The organism is Isoptericola jiangsuensis, from assembly GCF_002563715.1.
GTDB classification, from domain to species: domain Bacteria; phylum Actinomycetota; class Actinomycetes; order Actinomycetales; family Cellulomonadaceae; genus Isoptericola; species Isoptericola jiangsuensis.
Genome location: NZ_PDJJ01000001.1, coordinates 3,172,403 through 3,189,076, shown reverse-complemented (window position 1 = coordinate 3,189,076; position 16,674 = coordinate 3,172,403). Strand labels below are relative to the sequence as shown.

The 16,674-nt window shown below is 74.3% G+C and carries 23 protein-coding genes; 9 read left to right on the top strand and 14 right to left on the bottom strand.

Annotated features, from left to right (window positions below; all coding sequences use genetic code 11):
- Positions 1-31: 31 nt before the first annotated feature.
- Positions 32-970: a LysR family transcriptional regulator gene (locus tag ATJ88_RS14380; RefSeq protein WP_098464416.1), complete on the top strand. Its 939-nt coding sequence runs from the start codon at positions 32-34 to the stop codon at positions 968-970.
- A 58-nt stretch (positions 971-1,028) separates the two neighbouring features.
- A complete protein-coding gene (locus ATJ88_RS14375) occupies positions 1,029-1,430 on the top strand; it encodes an FKBP-type peptidyl-prolyl cis-trans isomerase (protein ID WP_098464415.1) in 402 nt (133 codons plus the stop codon).
- A 287-nt stretch (positions 1,431-1,717) separates the two neighbouring features.
- Here ATJ88_RS14375 and ATJ88_RS14370 read toward each other — a convergent pair whose 3' ends face one another.
- On the bottom strand, positions 1,718-2,941 hold the full coding sequence (locus tag ATJ88_RS14370; protein WP_245852452.1) for a class I SAM-dependent methyltransferase: 1,224 nt from the start codon (positions 2,939-2,941) through the stop codon (positions 1,718-1,720).
- Between the two features lie 22 nt (positions 2,942-2,963).
- Here ATJ88_RS14370 and ATJ88_RS14365 point away from each other — a divergent pair, with 22 nt between their 5' ends.
- Positions 2,964-3,284, top strand: a complete 321-nt coding sequence (locus ATJ88_RS14365) for an Rdx family protein (RefSeq protein ID WP_098464413.1) — start codon at positions 2,964-2,966, stop codon at positions 3,282-3,284.
- Between the two features lie 110 nt (positions 3,285-3,394).
- Here the strand turns inward: ATJ88_RS14365 and ATJ88_RS14360 are convergent, their stop codons facing one another.
- On the bottom strand, positions 3,395-3,778 hold the full coding sequence (locus ATJ88_RS14360; RefSeq protein ID WP_098464412.1) for a DUF5997 family protein: 384 nt from the start codon (positions 3,776-3,778) through the stop codon (positions 3,395-3,397).
- Positions 3,779-3,830: 52 nt separating this feature from the next.
- Here ATJ88_RS14360 and ATJ88_RS14355 point away from each other — a divergent pair, with 52 nt between their 5' ends.
- The gene (locus tag ATJ88_RS14355) at positions 3,831-4,931 is read left to right on the top strand and encodes a LysR family substrate-binding domain-containing protein (protein ID WP_245852451.1); all 1,101 of its coding nucleotides are present in this window, start codon (positions 3,831-3,833) and stop codon (positions 4,929-4,931) included.
- 93 nt (positions 4,932-5,024) lie between these two features.
- Here ATJ88_RS14355 and ATJ88_RS14350 read toward each other — a convergent pair whose 3' ends face one another.
- From ATJ88_RS14350 to ATJ88_RS14340, 3 genes are all read right to left on the bottom strand, one after another.
- On the bottom strand, positions 5,025-6,641 hold the full coding sequence (locus ATJ88_RS14350) for an ATP-dependent DNA ligase (RefSeq protein WP_098464411.1): 1,617 nt from the start codon (positions 6,639-6,641) through the stop codon (positions 5,025-5,027).
- An 85-nt stretch (positions 6,642-6,726) separates the two neighbouring features.
- Positions 6,727-6,909: a hypothetical protein gene (locus tag ATJ88_RS14345; RefSeq protein WP_098464410.1), complete on the bottom strand. Its 183-nt coding sequence runs from the start codon at positions 6,907-6,909 to the stop codon at positions 6,727-6,729.
- A gap of 183 nt (positions 6,910-7,092) precedes the next feature.
- On the bottom strand, positions 7,093-7,470 hold the full coding sequence (locus tag ATJ88_RS14340) for a winged helix-turn-helix transcriptional regulator (RefSeq protein WP_098464409.1): 378 nt from the start codon (positions 7,468-7,470) through the stop codon (positions 7,093-7,095).
- 100 nt (positions 7,471-7,570) lie between these two features.
- On the opposite strand from ATJ88_RS14340, the gene ATJ88_RS14335 reads away from it, so the two are divergent.
- From ATJ88_RS14335 to ATJ88_RS14320, 5 genes are all read left to right on the top strand, one after another.
- Positions 7,571-8,215, top strand: a complete 645-nt coding sequence (locus ATJ88_RS14335) for an NAD(P)-dependent oxidoreductase (protein ID WP_098464408.1) — start codon at positions 7,571-7,573, stop codon at positions 8,213-8,215.
- Between the two features lie 238 nt (positions 8,216-8,453).
- Positions 8,454-8,936 (top strand): hypothetical protein, encoded by a 483-nt coding sequence (locus ATJ88_RS14330; protein WP_098464407.1) that lies wholly within the window; start codon positions 8,454-8,456, stop codon positions 8,934-8,936.
- A gap of 83 nt (positions 8,937-9,019) precedes the next feature.
- Positions 9,020-9,949, top strand: coding sequence for a hypothetical protein (locus tag ATJ88_RS18405; RefSeq protein ID WP_170023646.1), 930 nt, complete (start codon positions 9,020-9,022; stop codon positions 9,947-9,949).
- Positions 9,950-9,960: 11 nt separating this feature from the next.
- Positions 9,961-10,644 (top strand): helix-turn-helix domain-containing protein, encoded by a 684-nt coding sequence (locus ATJ88_RS14325; RefSeq protein ID WP_170023644.1) that lies wholly within the window; start codon positions 9,961-9,963, stop codon positions 10,642-10,644.
- The gene (locus ATJ88_RS14320) at positions 10,641-11,357 is read left to right on the top strand and encodes a hypothetical protein (protein ID WP_098464405.1); all 717 of its coding nucleotides are present in this window, start codon (positions 10,641-10,643) and stop codon (positions 11,355-11,357) included. The genes ATJ88_RS14325 and ATJ88_RS14320 overlap by 4 nt, the downstream gene beginning before the upstream one ends.
- Before the next feature lie 62 nt (positions 11,358-11,419).
- Here ATJ88_RS14320 and ATJ88_RS14315 read toward each other — a convergent pair whose 3' ends face one another.
- The 9 genes from ATJ88_RS14315 to ATJ88_RS14280 form a co-directional block, all read right to left on the bottom strand.
- Positions 11,420-11,743 carry a hypothetical protein gene (locus tag ATJ88_RS14315; protein WP_098464404.1) on the bottom strand — a complete coding sequence of 108 codons (324 nt, stop codon included), beginning with the start codon at positions 11,741-11,743 and terminating at the stop codon, positions 11,420-11,422.
- A gap of 64 nt (positions 11,744-11,807) precedes the next feature.
- Positions 11,808-12,590, bottom strand: a complete 783-nt coding sequence (locus ATJ88_RS14310; RefSeq protein ID WP_098464403.1) for a VG15 protein — start codon at positions 12,588-12,590, stop codon at positions 11,808-11,810.
- Positions 12,587-13,999: a phage portal protein gene (locus ATJ88_RS14305; RefSeq protein ID WP_098464402.1), complete on the bottom strand. Its 1,413-nt coding sequence runs from the start codon at positions 13,997-13,999 to the stop codon at positions 12,587-12,589. The genes ATJ88_RS14310 and ATJ88_RS14305 overlap by 4 nt, the downstream gene beginning before the upstream one ends.
- Before the next feature lie 59 nt (positions 14,000-14,058).
- Complete coding sequence (locus tag ATJ88_RS14300; RefSeq protein WP_098464401.1) at positions 14,059-14,334, bottom strand: hypothetical protein; 276 nt, start codon at positions 14,332-14,334, stop codon at positions 14,059-14,061.
- Entirely contained in the window at positions 14,331-14,696 is a 366-nt protein-coding gene (locus ATJ88_RS14295) for a hypothetical protein (RefSeq protein WP_098464400.1), read from the bottom strand. Before ATJ88_RS14295 ends, ATJ88_RS14300 begins: the two co-directional genes overlap by 4 nt.
- A 156-nt stretch (positions 14,697-14,852) precedes the next feature.
- Positions 14,853-15,014, bottom strand: coding sequence for a hypothetical protein (locus ATJ88_RS18400; protein WP_170023642.1), 162 nt, complete (start codon positions 15,012-15,014; stop codon positions 14,853-14,855).
- Positions 15,011-15,685 (bottom strand): hypothetical protein, encoded by a 675-nt coding sequence (locus ATJ88_RS14290; protein ID WP_098464399.1) that lies wholly within the window; start codon positions 15,683-15,685, stop codon positions 15,011-15,013. The genes ATJ88_RS18400 and ATJ88_RS14290 overlap by 4 nt, the downstream gene beginning before the upstream one ends.
- Positions 15,686-15,696: 11 nt before the next feature.
- Complete coding sequence (locus tag ATJ88_RS14285) at positions 15,697-15,942, bottom strand: hypothetical protein (RefSeq protein WP_141538697.1); 246 nt, start codon at positions 15,940-15,942, stop codon at positions 15,697-15,699.
- Positions 15,942-16,517, bottom strand: a complete 576-nt coding sequence (locus ATJ88_RS14280; RefSeq protein ID WP_141538696.1) for a DUF7169 domain-containing protein — start codon at positions 16,515-16,517, stop codon at positions 15,942-15,944. Before ATJ88_RS14280 ends, ATJ88_RS14285 begins: the two co-directional genes overlap by 1 nt.
- Between the last annotated feature and the right edge of the window lie 157 nt (positions 16,518-16,674).

The window sequence follows — 16,674 nt, the reverse complement described above, 5'->3', positions numbered from 1 at the left end:
GGATCGTTCAGTGCGACTGTATGGTCGAGACATGCTCGACGTGCACCGGCTCCGCATCTTCCGCTCCGTGGTCGCCAGCGGCTCCGTCGCCGCCGCCGCCGAGAACCTCGGCTACACACCCTCCGCCGTCAGCCAGCACGTCACCGCCCTCGCCCGCGAGACCGGCCTCACCCTCCTCGAACGCTCCGGACGCGGCGTCCGACCCACCGCCGCCGGACTCGCCCTCGCCGCCCAGGCCGACCGCGTCCTCGCCCGCCTCGGCGAGGCCGAGACCGTCGTCGCCGACCTCCGCGCCGGCCGCACCGGCACCCTGTCCGTCGCCTACTTCGCCTCCGTCGGCGCCGCCTGGATGCCCCGCGTCGTCCACCGCCTCACCACCGACTACCCCGGCGTCCGGCTCGACCTCGCCCTCGCCGAGACCATCGCCGACCGCGTCGAGGACCGCCCCGACGTCCAGGTCGTCGTCGCCTACGACGGCTACGACCCCGGCCGCGGCTTCACCGCCCACCACCTCCTCGACGACCCCTACGTCGCCGTCCTGCCCACCGACCACCCCCACGCCGGCCGCGCCGAGATCGAGCTCGCCGAGCTGCGCACCGAACGCTGGATCGACAACGACTTCGCCCGCGGCTGGTGCCGCCGCAACCTCCTCGAGGCGTGCCACGCCGCCGGGTTCCGCCCCACCTTCCACGTCGAGGCCCACGACTACCCCACCGCCGTCGCGTTCGTCCGCGCCGGCATCGGCATCACCGTCCTGCCCCGCCTCGGCGCCGCCCAGCTCCCGCCCGGCGTCGTCGCCGTCCCCGTCGTCCGGCCCACCCCCGTCCGCGCCCTGTACGCCCTCGTCCGCGACGGCCTCACCGCCAGCCCGCCCGCCCGCACCGCCGTCGCCGAGCTCCTCGCCCAAGGACGTTCCGCCACCAGCGAGATCACAGGCGCGCGCACGGCCCCCGCACCCGTCTCCGCGTAGGCTGGACGGCGCACTGCCGCCGGACGACCGGCGGCCCCCCGACCCCGTGAGGTACACCGTGACCACGCTGCCCACCGCCACCGGCACCTTCGGCGACAAGCCCGTCATCACCTTCCCGACGCCCGAGGCGCCCGCCGGCCTCCAGGTCCAGGTTCTCGTCGAGGGCACCGGCCCCGTCGTCGACGCCGGCCGCACCATCGTCGTCAACTACCTCGGCCAGACCTGGGGCGGGGACGTCTTCGACAACTCCTACGACCGCGGCGCCACCATCGACTTCCCCATCGGCGTCGGCGCCGTCATCGGCGGCTGGGACAAGGGCCTCGTCGGCCGCAACGTGGGCGACCGTGTCCTGCTGTCCATCCCCGCCGAGCACGGCTACGGCCAGCGCGGCGTCCCGCAGGCCGGCATCCCCGGCGGCGCGACCCTCGTCTTCGTCGTGGACGTCGTCGACGTGCACTGATCCGGCTTGATCGGTTCCGGCGGGGCAGGTCCTCCTGCGCCAGGTCGCGTTCACGGGCCCCAGGGGGCCCTCCACTTCGGGGATGACGACCAGGCGCAGGAGGACCTGCCCCGCCTGCGTCCCCTGCCTCCCGTCGGTCCGTGACGGTCTGGGGTGAGGTCACCCACGTCGTCCGGCCGGCTCCCGGCCTGGACCGTCGTCGACGACGGTCGTCGCTCGACGCGCAGTGGAACCGCCGTGGCCGGGAGCCGGCTCGGCACCCGGGGTCGGCTCCCGGCAGGCGGGGATCAGGGCTTGCGCGACCGGGTGACCGTGAAGCGGACGTCCTGCGCGACGTGCTCCGTCGGGCCGACGGCGCGGCTCAGGGAGCCGCGGTAGCGCAGCGGCGTGTTGTAGACGCACCACAGCTCACCGCCCGGACGCAGGACGCGGCCAGCCGTCGCGAACATGCGGTGCGCGGCGTCCGTGCGCAGCGCGGCCCGGTCGTGGAACGGCGGGTTGAGGACGACGACGTCGGCACTCGCGTCCGGTAGGTCGCCGCCCGCGTCGTCCCGCGTGACCGTGACGTCGACGCCGTTGGCCGCGGCCGTGGCGAGCGTCGACGCGACGGCGGACGCCGACCGGTCCGTCGCGACGACCCGCGCGTCCGGGTAGCGGCGCGCGAGCACGACGGACAGCAGCCCGGACCCGCAGCCCAGGTCGACGGCGTCGTGCACGCGCGCCGCGGCAGGCCACCGCCCGGCGGTGCTGAGCAGGAACCGGGTGCCGTGGTCCAGCGCCGCACCCGCGAACGTGCCGCCGTGCGCGACCACGTCGAGGTGCGTCGGCGCGGCGCCGCCCGCGGTAGGGGTCGCCGCCGCCAGCAGCTCCGGGTCCGTCACCTGCTCCCGCGCCGGGTACAGCGGCGGCGCCTGCCGGGCCTCGGGCCGGACGCCCGACGCGACCAGGAGGCGCGACTTGCCGCGCGCCAGGCTGACCTGCAGATCCGTGAACCGGTCCGTCAGGACGTCGTTCATGGCCCGCGTCATGTGCTTGACCCGCCCGCCCGCCAGCAGCACCACGTCGTCCGCCGCCCACCGGGCCACGGCCTCCGCGACCTCCGTGAGCTCCGCCAGCGACTTCGGGAGCTGCAGCAGCACCGTCCGGGCGCCGTCGAGGACGTCCCGGCCGAGCTCCGGCACCAGCCGCACGGGACGGCCCACGCCCACCTCCGCCGCGGTCTCGTCGAGGTTGCGGGCGATCGCCCGCTCCGCCGTCACCGCGTCGGTGTGCCCGCGCACGTCCGGCGCACCGAGCGCCAGCACCCCGACCGTCAGCGCCCCGAACCGGTCGCCCAGCACCACCACGTCCCCCGGACCCGCCGCAGCCACCCGCTCCGCGGCGTGCGCCAGCAACAACCGGTCCGTGGCGTCCACCGCCACCGGCCCGTCCGCGCGGGTGCCGTCGTCGGGCCAGGGCACGAGCCCGTCCAGCAAGGGCGTGAGCTGCGCGGGCAGCGAAGGATCAGTCACGGCACGACCGTAGTCTGGGCGCATGGACGAAGCCACGTCGTCGGACGCCCGCGTGACCATCACCTACTGCACGCAGTGCCGCTGGCTGATGCGCGCCGCCTGGGTCGCCCAGGAGCTCCTCCAGACGTTCCGCACCCGGCTCGGCGAGGTCGCGCTCGTCCCCGGCACCGGCGGGGTGTTCCGCGTCGAGCTCGTCACCACGCCCGGCAGCGAACCCGTGCTGCTGTGGGACCGCAAGGAGCAGGGCGGGTTCCCGGAGATCCCGCCGCTGAAGAAGGCCGTGCGGGACGCCGTCGCCCCCGACCTCGCCCTCGGGCACACCGACCGCGTCGGCCAGCAGTAGACCGAAGCGTCGTCGTCCGGACCGAGGTCCTGGTCGCGAGAGCAGAGGGAGCGAAGCGACCGATTCATTCGAGCGCCCAGGACCTCGGTCCGGACGACGAACCACCACCGTCAGTCGCGGGGCGTGCGCTCCGCCGCGATGCGGTCCTCCTCGGCGCGGACCTTCGCGGCCGTCTCGCGCTCGCGGACCAGCCAGGCCGGCGGCTCGTCGCGCAGGGCGTCGATCTCCTCGGTGGTCAGCGGGTCGGTGATGCCGCCGCGCGCCAGACCGGCGATGGAGATGCCGAGGCGCCCGGCCACCACGGGACGCGGGTGCGGCCCGTTGCGACGCAGGTCGGCGAGCCACTGCGGCGGGTTCTCCTCGAGCTGCTCGAGCTCCGCGCGCGTGATCCCCTTCTCCTGAAACTCCGGGGGAGTGGCGGGCAGGTAGACGCCGAGCCGCTTCGCCGCGTTCGTCGGCTTGAGCACCTGCTGGGAGTAGGGGGTTCCGGCCATGAGCCCAGGGTAGACGCGGCAGGCCCCTGCCGCCGACACGTAGCCTGGTCGCGTGAGCGACGACACGGTGCCGGACGGCACGCCTGACCGGACCCCGGACGACGTGACGCCCGAGGACGCCGGGCCCGCCGACGGCGCGGACGGCTCCGCGGTCGACGCCGAGCGTGACGCCGACGGCGCGGACGGCTCCGCGGTCGACACCGAGCGCGACGATGAGCGCGACGACGAGGCGGCGGACGTCCCCGAGGGCTGGCCCGACGTCGATCCCGACGACGAGCTGCCCGAGGAGCCCGACGACGGCCGCCCGGTGTTCCGCTGGGGGTACGTGCCCGGCGCGACCCCGGGGAAGTGGGCACGGACCTGGCGGGACCGCGTCCCCGACGTCCGGCTCGAGCTGGTCCAGGTCGAGGCCGCGGCCGTCGAGGCCGCGCTGCGGACCGGTGACGTCGACGCCGCGCTGGGGCGCCTGCCCGTCGACGCCGACGACTTCCACGCGATCCGCCTGTACGAGGAGGTGCCGGTCGTCGTCGTGTCGAAGGACCACCTGCTCGCCGCGACGGAGGAGGACGAGCACGTCGCCGCGGCCGACCTCGCCGAGGACGTGGTGTGGGTGGCGGCCGACGACGTCCTGTTCGGCGGTGACGAGCCGCGCCCCGGCCGCGCCCCGGAGGTGTACGACGACGGCTCGGGCACCCTCGTGACCCCGGCGCCGTCGACCACGGCCGAGGCCGTGGCGTGGACGGCGAACGGGTCCGGCATCACCGTGGTGCCGATGTCGTTGGCCCGCCTGCACCACCGCAAGGACGTCGTGCACCGGCTCATCGACGACGCGCCCCTCGCCCCCGTGGGTCTCGTGTGGTCGCGCGACCGGGACGACGACCTCGTCCAGGAGCTCGTGGGCATCGTGCGGGGCCGCACCGCGAACAGCTCGCGCGGGCCGCGCGCCGCCGAGGCACCCGCGGAGAAGAAGTCCCGCGACACCAAGGGCCGAGGGGCGCGCGCCGGGGCAGGCGGCGCGTCGAAGGGCGGGTCCTCGCGCGGCCAGGCCGGTCGCGGCGGCCCCCGCAAGGGCGGCACGCCGGGCGGCAAGGGGTCCGGGCGCGGCCCGAAGGGCGGCAAGGGCGGCAGGTCCGGGGGGCGCGGGCGCCGCTGACCGACAGACACCGCGCGTCGAGCGTCTCTGAAAGTCCGGCATCCGCGCTCCATGCCGGACTTTCAGAGACGCTCGACACCCGGCGGGGCGGCGTCAGGGCAGGTGGCCGCGCACGGTGTCGATCGTGTCGGCCTCGGCGGCGGGCTTGTCGTCGCGGTAGCGCAGCACGCGCGCGAACCGCAGCGCGACGCCGCCCGGGTAGCGGGTGGAACGCTGGACGCCGTCGAACGCGATCTCGACGACCTGCTCGGGGCGGACGGTGACGACCCAGCCGTCGTCGGCGGTCTCCAGCTCCCGGAACCGCTCGGTCTGCCAGGCGAGCATCTCGTCGGTCATGCCCTTGAACGTCTTGCCGAGCAGCACGAAGGAGTCGCCGTCGCGGGCGCCGAGGTGGATGTTCGACAGGGTGCCCTGACGGCGGCCGGAGCCGCGCTCGACGGCGAGCACGACGAGGTCGAGGGTGTGACGCGGCTTGACCTTGACCCAGGCGGTCCCGCGGCGTCCGGCCGCGTACGGGGCGGCGGGGTCCTTGAGGACGAGTCCCTCGTAGCCGTCGGCGACGGCGCCGGTGAAGAACCGGGACACCGCGGCGACGTCGTCGGTGACGAGGCGCGGGACGGTGACCCCGGCGGGGGCGACCCGGTCGAGGGTGGCGAGGCGTTCGGCGGTGGGGGCGTCGATCAGGTCGACGCCGTCGGCGTGCAGGACGTCGAAGAACCGCACGGTCAGCGGCACGGCGGCCGCGACCTCGGCGACGTCGTGGGTCCCTGCCCGGGACGCCGTCTCCTGGAAGGGGCGGGGGCGGCCCGCGTCGTCGAGGGCGAGGGCCTCGCCGTCGAGCACGGCCGCGCCGACGTCGAGCGTGCGGACGAGGTCGACGATCTCGGGCAGCCGGTCGGTGACGTCGTCGAGGGAGCGGGTGAGCACGCGGACGTCGTCGTCCCGCTTGTGCACCTGCACGCGGATGCCGTCGAGCTTGACGTCCGCGACGACCTGCCCGCCGCCGAGCTTCTCGACGGCGGCCGCGACGTCCGGCGCGGACGACGCGAGCATGGGTCGCACCGGCCGCCCGACCTCCAGGCCGAACCGTTCGAGCGCGGGCGCGCCGCCGGTGAGCGCGGCGCGGGCGATCGGCCCGGACTCGGCGCTGAACATGGCCGCGCGGCGCACGAGGGTCGCGGGCACGCCCGCGGCGTCGGCGACGGCGTCGAGCAGGAGCGAGTCCAGGGCGCCCTGGCGCAGCTCGCCCAGCACGAGGCCGCGCAGGAACCGCTGCTCGTCCGCCGTCGCCAGCCCGAACAGGTCGGCGACCGCGGCTGCGCGCGCCGTCGCCGAGCCCGGGCCGGACAGCCGGGACACGGCCTCCAGGGCGTCGTCGACGTCACGGGGCGTGAGCACCGGGTCCGCGGCCGCGGGCGGCAGGTCGGCGAGCGAGCGCCAGCCCACCCCCGTGCGGCGCTGCCGCAGCCGCCCGGACAGGTACGACGCGACGATCTCCACGTCGTCGCCGACGACGTCCGCCGTGTCCGGGGAGTCGGCCCCCGCGTCACCGTCGCCCGCTCCGCCGTGCCCCGGGGCGGCGGCCCCGGGACGCTCGTCGCTGCGACCGGCGGCCGCCCGCAGTGCCGCGGCGAGCTCGGCCCGCTTGGTCAGCCGCGAGCGCGTCGCGGCGACGGCGGTGTGGGTGCGGACGAGCTCGGCGAGCAGCATCCCCCCATCGTGGCGCTGCGGTACCGGTCCTGCCCGAGCACCACGCGTGTCGGCGGTGTCCCGGGTCGACGACGGCGCCGCGCGACTACCAGACGGGCAGCGCGGCGACGGTCAGCACGGCGGCGAACCCGGCGATCACGCCGACCGCCAGCAGGAGCGCGCCGGTCGCGACCGACCGTGTGGTGCCCGCTGCGAGGCTGCGGTGCCCTGCGCCCAGGAGCACGGCGGTCACGACGACGAGCAGGACCGCGAGGACGTCGATTCTCATGGACCGGAACCTAGCGGTGGCTCGCCAGGCGGCGGTTTCTCACGCATCAGCGGCTCATGGGTGAGGAAGCGCGGCGGCGCGCGTCGTCGGCGCTGCGGATTCTCGCCCGTCGGACGTTCATCGGTGAGGAATCGCAGCGCGGCAGCGGCTGCGTGCCGGGGGTCGAGGTGGGCGACCCGACCGTCAGGCGGTGGGGGCGTGCGCGGTGTCGTACGCGTCGCGGGCGGCGAGGACGGCGGCGGAGTGGTCGAGGGTCCAGCGTTCCAGGGCGCGCAGGGGGCCGAGGACGTCGCGGCCGGCGTCGGTGAGGTCGTACTCGACGCGGGGCGGGACCTCGGCGTGCACGGTGCGGCGCACGAGTCCGTCGCGCTCCAGGCCGCGCAGGGTCTGGGTGAGCATCTTCTGGGAGACGCCTCCCACCTGCTGCGCGAGCGCGGTGAACCGCTGGGGTCCGTCGGCGAGGGCGCCGACGACGAGCACGGTCCAGCGGTCGGCGACGCGGTCGAGGACGGTGCGGCTGGGGCAGTCCTTGAGGTACGGGTCGAAGGGGATCGGGGTCACGGTGACACCTCCTTGCGGAACGCGGTCGACCCGCCTATGGTAGCCGACGGTAAGCCACTCTCCAATGGAGAGTGACCCTCGACGAGAGAGTGAGAAACCCATGGCACGCATCGTGGTGATCGGCGGGACCGGCTTCGCCGGCGAGCACATCGTCCGGGAGGCGGCGTCCCGCGGGCACGACGTCACGTCCCTGAGCCGGTCCCTGCCGACCGAGCAGGTGGACGGCGTCCGCTACACGACCGGGTCCGTGCTCGACGACGCCGACCTGACCACCGCGCTCGACGGCGCGGACGTCGTCGTGGCCACCGTCTCGCCGCGCGGCGACATGGCCGGGCAGGTGCGCCCCGCCTATGCGCGTCTCGCCGAGCTGGCGACCGGGCGCGACGTGCGCCTCGCCGTCGTCGGCGGCGCCGGCTCGCTGCAGGTCGCGCCCGGCGGCCCGCGCCTCGTCGACGGCCCCGAGTTCCCCGACGCCTACAAGGCGGAGGCGCAGGAGTTCACCGCCGTCCTCGAGGACCTGCGGTCCGCCCCGGAGGGCCTGGACTGGTTCTACCTCAGCCCGCCCGCCGTGTTCGGCGCCTACGCCCCCGGGGAGCGCACCGGCAGCTACCGCACCGGCGGCGACGTGCTGCTCGCCGCCGAGGACGGCACCTCCGCCATCTCCGGTGCGGACTTCGCCGTCGCGCTCGTCGACGAGCTGGAGCAGCCGGCGCACCGTCGCCGTCGTTTCACCGTCGCGGCCTGACGCGGGCGACCCGCACCACGCACGAGGCCCCGCGACACCGGACGGTGTCGCGGGGCCTCGTCGTGCTCCGTCACGCGGGGTAGGGCACCCCGGTGGTGGCGTGGCAGCGGTAGCCGTGCGGGTTCTTCGCCGCCGACAGGTACTGCTGGCCGTGTCAGGTGTTCCGCGTAGTCGGAACACGTAGAAACCCCCGCACCGGCTGGCACCGGTCGGGGGCACGGCCGGGGGGATTCCCGACATGCTCCAGCGTACCTGCACGTTCTTCTACTGGTCCGGCGCGGAGAGCGGCGAGTGCCCGCACACCACCACCGCGCGCCGGGACGACTACCGGGTCGCCTGCCTGATCTGCGGCGCGACCGCGTACAGCCCGACGGAGACCGGCGCCGCCGAGGTCGAGGCCGCCGTCGAGACGATCGCCGCCTGGCAGGCCGAGCACGACGTCGAGGTCGACTCGGAGCCGGTCGAGGACCTCGCGGTTGAGGTCGCCGAGGCCGAGGCCCTCATCGCCCGCGGCGAGGTCGACGTCGAGGAGGCCGCTACGGCCTCGGTGTCGGGCGTCCTCCACGGCCGCGTCCTCCTCCACCTCGCGAGGATCGAGGAGGCGCGACCTACGGGGCTCACGCTCCGAGATGCCGCCGAACGAGCCCGTGTGTTCGCCGTCGTCGTAGATCGCGTGCGCCTCGGTGCCGCGGTCCTCAACGGCTCGCTCATCGCCGCGTGAACCGCGGGGGTCGGCCCGTCTCCAACTCGGAGGCCGGCCGCCCTTCGGCGTCCCGTCGGGGGCGTCGTCGGGCATGGCACGACATGGTCGAGGCGGGGGCCTACAGCCGCGTCCCGGTGTGGGCCGGGCGGCGGGAGTGGCTCGCCGAGGTCGAGGCTCGCGGGGCCACCGCGGGCGCCCTCGCCGTCGCGCGGGTCCTCGCCGAGGCCGCGGACGGGCGTACCGGCCGCGGGGTCGCCCTCGGCGTCGACACGGCCGCCGAGCGGGCGGGCGTAACCGATCGGACCGTGCGCCGGGCACGGGCGTGGCTCGCGGCCGAGGGCCTCGCCGTCGAGGTGTTCAAGGGCCGTCACCTGACGCGCGCCGAGAGGGCGGAGCGGCGGGACGTCGGCGCGCGGGGCATCCGCGCCGCCTCGGTGTGGGCTCTGACCGGCGGCGCCGTGTCCGCCCACCCCTCCGGCTTTAGCCGTGAGGGGTCCTCGGGTAATGAGAACACCCCCAAGGCGCGACGCGCCGGGGCGAAGCGCTCCGCGAAGACCCAGACCGCGCCGAGGAGCATCCGACTCCAGCGGCTCACGGCCGAGGTCGCCCGACGGGCGCCTCACCTCGCCCCGGTCGGTCGCCATGTTGGCGGGTTGGCCGACGTCCTCGTCCGGGCGCTCGGTCCGGCCGTCGAGGGTGCCACCGCGGGCGACGTGCTCGCGATCGCCGAGGCGGGCGGCACGGGCCGCGTGTGGGCCGCGCAGGACGCCCGTGACCCGTGGGCATGGCTCGGCGCCCGTCTCCGCGCCGGACGCGCCAGCGGCCACCGCACGGCCGCCGAGCGGGCCGCCAAGGCCGCCGAGGAGCGCGCCGAGCGTGCCCGCCGCCGCGAGGCCGAGGAGGCCGCCGAGCGGGCCGCCTCCCGGCCTGCTGTCGTCGCCTCCGCACGGGCCTCGATCCGCGCCTCGATCGAGTCGGCTCGGCGCACCGCCCTCTACTCCACGCACCGCCCCGTGATCGTCAACCCGTGAGGAGCCCCATCGTGAACCGACCCGCCCCCGCCGTCGTCTGGACGGTCGCCGCGCTCGTCGGCGTCGTCGCCGTCGCGTCCTTCGCCCTCTCGGCGTCCGCGCTCGTTGCGGTCGCCGGTTGGGCGGGCGTGGATGGCCGCCTCGCATGGTGCGTCCCCGTCCTCACGGACGGCGGCGCGCTCGCCTTCAGCCTCGCCGCACTCGTGCGCCGAGGGCAGGGGCGCGGCGCGGGCGTCGAATGGTGCGCGCTCGGCGTCCTCGCCGTCGTCAGCGTGGCAGCCAATACAGCGCACGGCCTCGGCGCGCACGTTCCCGAGGCAGCGCGCGTGGCGGTCGGCGTGCTCGTCGTCGGACTCGCGCCCGTCGTGGTCCTCGTGGCGACGCACACCCTCGCGGCGCTCCTTGCGCCGGGTACGGCCGAGGATGTGGACGTTGCAGCCGAGGAGGAGCCCGTTGCGCCGGACGTTGCATTCGTCGCCGACGACGTTGCAGACGACGCCGAGGAGGAGCCCATCGAGGTCGAGGACACACTCGCCGCGATGCAGGCCATGAGGTCCGCGGGCGCCACGTTGCGCGAGGTTGGGGCGGCCTTTGGATGCCATGCCTCCACCGTCGCGCGACGGTTGCGTGACACGCCGGTCGAAGAAGACTCAGGCGCCCTTCTGACGACACTTTCCGGTACTTTCGCGTCATGAAGAACCCTGCACGCGAACTCGCCGTCATGTTGGACGAGTGGACGATTCCGGCTCGTGTCGACGCGATCGACCATCGGCGCAGTGTCGCGGCAGGGAAGGACTCGACGCTCCACGAGGAGATGAAGCGCGCTACACACCTCCTCTCCTTGGTCGAACAGGACATCGTCAGGCTTCGCGCCCGAGGTCACGACGTGGCGGACTTTGAGGAGGCCCTGACTCGTTGGGCAGAGTCCATCTACTCGATAGATGAGGGTTGGTCGAACGTGGCGACCATCTCGCGTGCGGTAGTCGGGGCTGGCGACCTCAGGCTACTTCGGTCCCTTGCGATCACGACCGACGTTGCTGGCGGCTCAGTCCAGTTGGGTCCGGAATCGATCGAGAAGGTCGAGGCTGCGATCACAGACGCAGAGGACTTCATCAAGGGCGCAGAGGAAATCAGGGACTCACTCCGCTTGCACCTCCTGGGGCTCCTCGCTGCGATTCGTGAGGCGGTGGAGAACGGTCGGGCAGATCAGGCCGGACCACTCGTTGCCGAGTTCATCGGGACTACGTCCCTCACGGCAGAGGTGGTCCCAGAGCCGCACCGCAGCGCGTGGAGACAGAAGGCCTCCGACTGGGTCTTGCAGTTCTCAGCGAACGTCGCGGCCGGGGACGGTATCCCTCTCGTCGCGTCGAGTGCCACCGCCGCCATTCAGGGGCTCCTCGGCTCATGATCCCTGACCCACAACGCCCGAAGGCCCCGGCCCTCACTTGAGGGTCGGGGCCTTCTCGTGCGTCAGTGGTGCATGTCCGTGAGGTGGAAGACCTCGCCGAGCCTCACGCTCGGGGCGGTGATGTGGAGCGTCGCCATGCCGTGCTCGGCGGACTCCTCCGGGTCGCTCCAGACGTCGTGCCAGCCGTCGACGCTCGGGGTGCAGAGCATGAGGGCGGGTGAGACGCCGTAGGCGTTCGGCGTCGTGAGGCGCTCCACGAGGTCGGCCGGGAGGTAGGCCGGGTCCACGATCAGGAGGCGGGCCGAGTCGACGCGGACCTCGCCGTGCTCCGTGAACGGAACGGCGGAGGCGGTCGTCGGGGCGGCGGGGTCGGTGTTGTTGTTCATGCTCAGGCAGTACGCGGCGACGTCGCGAGTGTTGCCCCGTTGCCCCAACTTCTTTCGCTCGGCATCACGCCGAGGCGCGGAAGGACTCCAGAGTGCCCGCCCGTTGCGCCGCGAGGGCCGCGCGGAACGAGAGGCGCTCGCCCTCCAGGCGGTGCCCTTCGGGGTAGCGGAACTCGCCGCGCTGGACGGCGGCATAGAAGCCATAGGCCTCCCGCGCCTCCGGGCTCGGGCCGCGGTCCGTGAAGACCGCGCGGGCTCCGCAGGTGCAGTGTGGGTGCCGGGCGAAGGACGACGACGTCGCCGAGTAGACCGGACCTCTCGCCAGAAGTAGAAGACAACGCGAGCACGTTTCGCCGACGTCGTCGTACCGCTCCCAGCCGACGGCGTCCCGGTCGCGGGCCACTGTCCGAATGATCTGGTCTGAGGAGCCGTAGGCCGCGAGGCTCACGGCGCGCGCCGAGACGGCCGCGAGGGCCTGCTCGGCCGTCCGCAGCGTCGGGGTGTCCTCGGCGTCCAGGCGCGCCGTCACGATGCCCTCGACCGACTCCAGGACGCGGTCAGGGTTCGCCGAGGCGGGCCGGTCGAGGGTCGCGGGCAGCGGGCCGAGGCCCGCCGCGGCGCGGGCGATCCGGTAGGCCTCCAGGGCCTCCAGGGAGTTCGCGCCGTAGGCCTCACGGACCAGCGCGAGCACGTCGCCGAGGAACGCGGAGCGGGTCGCCGAGGCGGTCAGCGTCCCCGGCGTCATCCGGCCCGACCAGAGCCCCTCCAAGGCCGACCCAACGCGCGAGGAGCGCGCCGCGACGGACACCCGCAGGGCCTCCCACGCGGCCCCCTCCTCGGGCGTCACGCGGCGACCGCGGGCTCGGCCTCGACCGCGGGCTCCTCGGCGCCGACGACGTAGTCGACGGCGAGCCCGGCGCGGCCGTCACGGTCACGGGCCAGCGCCTTCCACGTCTCGACGTCGTTCGCGGAGGCGCCGGGGATGACCGCGACCAGCGAGGGCCACGTCGCCTCCGGAGGCAGACCGAGCGAGCCGACGGCCGTCGCGAGGGCGGTCACGGTCGCCTGGACGGACTCGGCTTCGATCACCTCGAACACGACCCGCGCCGACGTGTCGGCGGCGGCCTCGGTGTCTCCCGTGATCTGGGCAGCGAGTCTCAGGACCTGCTCCCACGACTCGCCGAACGACGCCGAGAGCGCGCGGAGGCGCCGGTCCATGAGCGACGACGACGTCGCGGCGGCGCCGGTCTTGGCCCCGGCCACGTCGAGACCCTCGACCAAGCCCGGCTGGACGCCAGCAAGGACCGCGAGGGCCGTGCGCGCGTCTTCGACCGCGGCCCTCATGCCCGACGTGTCCGTCTGGGCGAAGTCACCGAACTTCGCGTCCGGGGAGTCCGAGACCCAGAGGCGATCGACAGCCGACTCGAACGGCTCCACGGGCTCGCCGGTCTCGTCGTCTTCCGGGATCACGAGACCGGTCGCCCACCGCTGGCGGAAGGAGGCGTACTGAATCGCCACCTCCCACGCGAGGAGGGCGCGGTTGAGGCGGTCGGCCGGGTTCTTCAGCACCGAGGCGAGGCCGGGCGACCCCGACGGGCTCCAGCGCTCACGGAAGCGCACCATCGGCACGACGCCGAGGCCGTGCTCCACGGGCTCAGACGCGACCAGGCCCCCGACGTTGTCGGTCCGGTCGGTCTCGGTGAATCGGGTCCGGCTCTCGGCGTCCCAGACGTCGAACACGCGGCGGGACGTCCCGAAGGTGTCCACGGTCGTCCCGATGTAGTGCAGGGCGATCGTGGGCCAGTCGGTGTCTTTGCCGTTGAGGTTGGCGTAGTCGGCGAGGACCGAGTCGAAGCGGCACGGTGTGATCGCCGCGCGACCCGGCTGGTTCGACGGCGTGACGCGAACGTAGGACACCCCCGCAGCGAGAGCGTCCATGTGGACTCCGTCCGCGCGGGCGTCCAAGCCATTTGCTTGCCAGTTGTCCCACGGGGAGAGGTTGTCCGTCGCGCCGGTGGAACGGAATCCGACGACGCGCAGCGGGGCCGTCAGGGCGCCGAGAACGGCAGGTACACGGTGTTCCCGGCTGGACTTGGCGAGTTCGCGGTACTCGCGGCGGGCCTGGCGCGGCATGTACGGGAGGTCGGTGTCGCCGGAGTAGGCGTACCTCTCGGCAATGTCGAGACGTCCGCCTGGCGCCCTCTCGGCGTCGAGACGGTCGATCAGGTCGCGGGCTTGCGTCGTGGTCGTGGTCATCGTTTGTGGGCTCCTCAAAGGTCAAGGCCACGCCGGGAAGGGCGGCGCGGAGGGTGTGGTCAGTCGGTCGCCAGGCGGGCGGCCAGGGACTCGCGGGACAGGCGCGGGACGCCGGGGCTCGGGTCGTCCCAGGCGGCCACGGCGGTCAGGACGCGGCTCCGGTAGGACGGCGGCCAGCCAAGGGCGGCGACGATGTCGTCGGCCGCCGCGGCGGCATCGGCGAGGGACACCGTCCCGGCCGTCCAGCCGTGCGGGGCGGGCACCGTGACGGGGCCGTCCGGGCCGCGGACCTCGACCGTCGGGCGGGCGGGCGCCGACGGCGTGAGGCGTCTCAACGTGGGCTCCAGCGGCGCCGAGCCAGGGACGCGCCCGCGATCGTCCCAGCGGCGGCGCCGGAGTCGTGCGGGACGAGTTTGTGGAGGGCGGCGTTCGCGGCGAGGCGGGCTTGGCGGGCCTCGGCGAGGCCGGGGTGCAGGGTGATCGCGCCGCGGTCCGTCGTGGACTCGAAGGCGTGCCGCTTGGCGACGTCGAACGCGATCGAGGCTTGCGTCAGGAGCCAGCCGGCATTTTCGAGGAGGGCGACCTCGGCGCCGGAGAGGTCGGCTCTCTGGGCGAGGACCTCGGCCGCCATTTCGAGCGCCTCAGCGCTCCACTCCTCGGGAAAGGCCCAACCGTCGGGGGCGGGTGTCGTGCTCACGGGCGCCTCCTTGGGCGGGTCATTGGGGGGCGGGGCGTCATGCGGACGCTTGGGGCTAGGCGCCATGCCCTCTCGGGGGTAGAAGTCGAGGGCCGGGGCTCCCCCGAGGGGGCCGTCGTCGCCGGACGGCGAGGTCCGACGACGACGGCGGACGAACTAGGACCAGCGGGGACGGCGGGCAGACGCGGCGACGTCGGCGTGGTCCTCGGCCGTGAGGGACTCGCCGAGGGCCGCCCGCTCGGCTCGGTCGTGCTCGGCTTCGCGCGCGGCCACGACGGCCGCCGCGAAGGCCTGCACCTGGAGGGCGGGCGCGCTCATCGGGCCTCCTCCTCGTCCTCGGTCTTCAAGCCCGCGACGAACTCGGTGATCGCGTGCAGGTGCTCCGACCCGGCAGGACGGTCGGCGAGGATGACGCGCGAGGCGTCGGACGCCGGGTTCACGTAGTCGTCGGCCGCGATCATCGAGAGGGACTCGGTGAGCGAGACCAGCGCTTCGCGCGCCTGGAGCACGGCCACCGTGCGGGCGGTCGCGTAGGCCTCGCGGCGACGGGCCGCGAGGTCCTCGGGCACGTCGTAGATCGCGGTCACGGCGGCCACCTCGGCGGCGGTCGTGACGCGCTGGGCGGCGGCCAGGGCGCGGGTTGCATCCCGCTTGGCGACCTCGGCCTCCTCGACCTCGCCCGGCGTGGAATCGCCGGGCAGGGCCGCGCGCGCCGAGGTGGCCGTGCGAAGGGCGTCGTGCGCGGCACTGGAGGCGGCACGGGCCTCGGCCAGGGCCGCGAGGGCCTTAGTGGTCCCGTCGGCCGCCAGAGCGCCGGAGACGAACGCGGGCGGGACGTTGCGCAGGTGCGCGCGGCGCGGGCCGTCATTTGCGCGGGCCTCGCGCAGGGACTCCGGGCCGAGACGGACGGCGACCGTGAACCGGCCCGTCGTGGGCAGGAGGTCGGCGAGGGAGTGCAGGGACGAGGGGGCGAGCTTCTTCGTGGGCATGAGGCGGGGTCCTATCGGGTGAAGGAAGAGAAGGTCGGAAGGGCGCGGGGGCCGACGTGCTCGGCGACGACGTCGGCGGGCTCCAGGCCGCGGGCGCGGCCCTCACGCTGGGAAGGCACGTCCCACAGGGCCACGCGGGGAGCGCGCGGGACGATCGGCCCGGCCGCGGTCCTCGCGGAACGCTGGTCGCGGGCCACCGTGCGGACCTGGCGGACCCCGTCGACATAGGCGACGTAGGACACGAACCGGTGGCGCATCACGCGAAGACTCCCATCGGGATGCCCGCCGAGGCCGCGAAGGCCCGCATGTGAGCGGCGCGAGCGTCGGGATCCGAGGTCGCCGAGGCGCGGGCCATGTGGACGCTGGGGAGGTCGCACTCCGCGTAATCCGTGAAGGCCTTCGCGAGGTCCGAGTAGGCGTCGAGGATCGCCGTCGTCGCCGCCCGCATCGTGGCGTCGGCCTTCGTGCAGGCCGACGACAGGGCGAGACGTCGGTCGTCCAGCGCCGCCGCGGCCGTCGGGTCCGAGCGGCGGCCACCGGAAGGGCGGCGGCCCTCGGCGTCCTCGCGCGAGCGAGCGCGGGACGGAGGCGTCCAGCGGGCCTCCTCGGCCGAGGCCCGCAGGTCTCGGAGATCGCGAAGGACGGGGAGAAGGGTCGGCAGGGCGTCTCCGACGTTCTCTGTGCCGTTGAAGGTGTGCGATGCCAAAGCGGCATCTCCAATCTCGCCGGAGGGTCCGGCGTCGTGAATAGCGGGCGGAATCGTCCAGCGCCGGGCACGGGCGACGATTCGACGCAAACAAAAAAAGCCCCCGGAGCCGCTTCGCTCCTTCATAGCGAAACGGCCCCAGGGGCCTACCGGGCTTCAACTTCCGATCACGAACCGGAGGAGCCGCGGCGATTCAATGCGCGGGAGTCGATGAAGGCGACGCACCGCACGCGGGGCGAGTGTGAACTCGTCCTACAGATACAGTGCGCAGGGCGCTTCCTGA

Excerpts from the sequence above, each read along its gene's own strand:
- ATJ88_RS14380 (WP_098464416.1), top strand. The coding sequence starts at position 32 with ATGCTCGACGTGCACCGGCTCCGCATCTTCCGCTCCGTGGTCGCCAGC.
- ATJ88_RS14365 (WP_098464413.1), top strand. The coding sequence starts at position 2,964 with ATGGACGAAGCCACGTCGTCGGACGCCCGCGTGACCATCACCTACTGC.
- ATJ88_RS14360 (WP_098464412.1), bottom strand. The coding sequence starts at position 3,778 with ATGGCCGGAACCCCCTACTCCCAGCAGGTGCTCAAGCCGACGAACGCG.
- ATJ88_RS14350 (WP_098464411.1), bottom strand. The coding sequence starts at position 6,641 with ATGCTGCTCGCCGAGCTCGTCCGCACCCACACCGCCGTCGCCGCGACG.
- ATJ88_RS14345 (WP_098464410.1), bottom strand. The coding sequence starts at position 6,909 with ATGAGAATCGACGTCCTCGCGGTCCTGCTCGTCGTCGTGACCGCCGTG.
- ATJ88_RS14335 (WP_098464408.1), top strand. The coding sequence starts at position 7,571 with ATGGCACGCATCGTGGTGATCGGCGGGACCGGCTTCGCCGGCGAGCAC.
- ATJ88_RS14330 (WP_098464407.1), top strand. The coding sequence starts at position 8,454 with ATGCTCCAGCGTACCTGCACGTTCTTCTACTGGTCCGGCGCGGAGAGC.
- ATJ88_RS18405 (WP_170023646.1), top strand. The coding sequence starts at position 9,020 with ATGGTCGAGGCGGGGGCCTACAGCCGCGTCCCGGTGTGGGCCGGGCGG.
- ATJ88_RS14320 (WP_098464405.1), top strand. The coding sequence starts at position 10,641 with ATGAAGAACCCTGCACGCGAACTCGCCGTCATGTTGGACGAGTGGACG.
- ATJ88_RS14315 (WP_098464404.1), bottom strand. The coding sequence starts at position 11,743 with ATGAACAACAACACCGACCCCGCCGCCCCGACGACCGCCTCCGCCGTT.
- ATJ88_RS14305 (WP_098464402.1), bottom strand. The coding sequence starts at position 13,999 with ATGACCACGACCACGACGCAAGCCCGCGACCTGATCGACCGTCTCGAC.
- ATJ88_RS18400 (WP_170023642.1), bottom strand. The coding sequence starts at position 15,014 with ATGAGCGCGCCCGCCCTCCAGGTGCAGGCCTTCGCGGCGGCCGTCGTG.
- ATJ88_RS14290 (WP_098464399.1), bottom strand. The coding sequence starts at position 15,685 with ATGCCCACGAAGAAGCTCGCCCCCTCGTCCCTGCACTCCCTCGCCGAC.
- ATJ88_RS14285 (WP_141538697.1), bottom strand. The coding sequence starts at position 15,942 with ATGCGCCACCGGTTCGTGTCCTACGTCGCCTATGTCGACGGGGTCCGC.
- ATJ88_RS14280 (WP_141538696.1), bottom strand. The coding sequence starts at position 16,517 with ATGAAGGAGCGAAGCGGCTCCGGGGGCTTTTTTTGTTTGCGTCGAATC.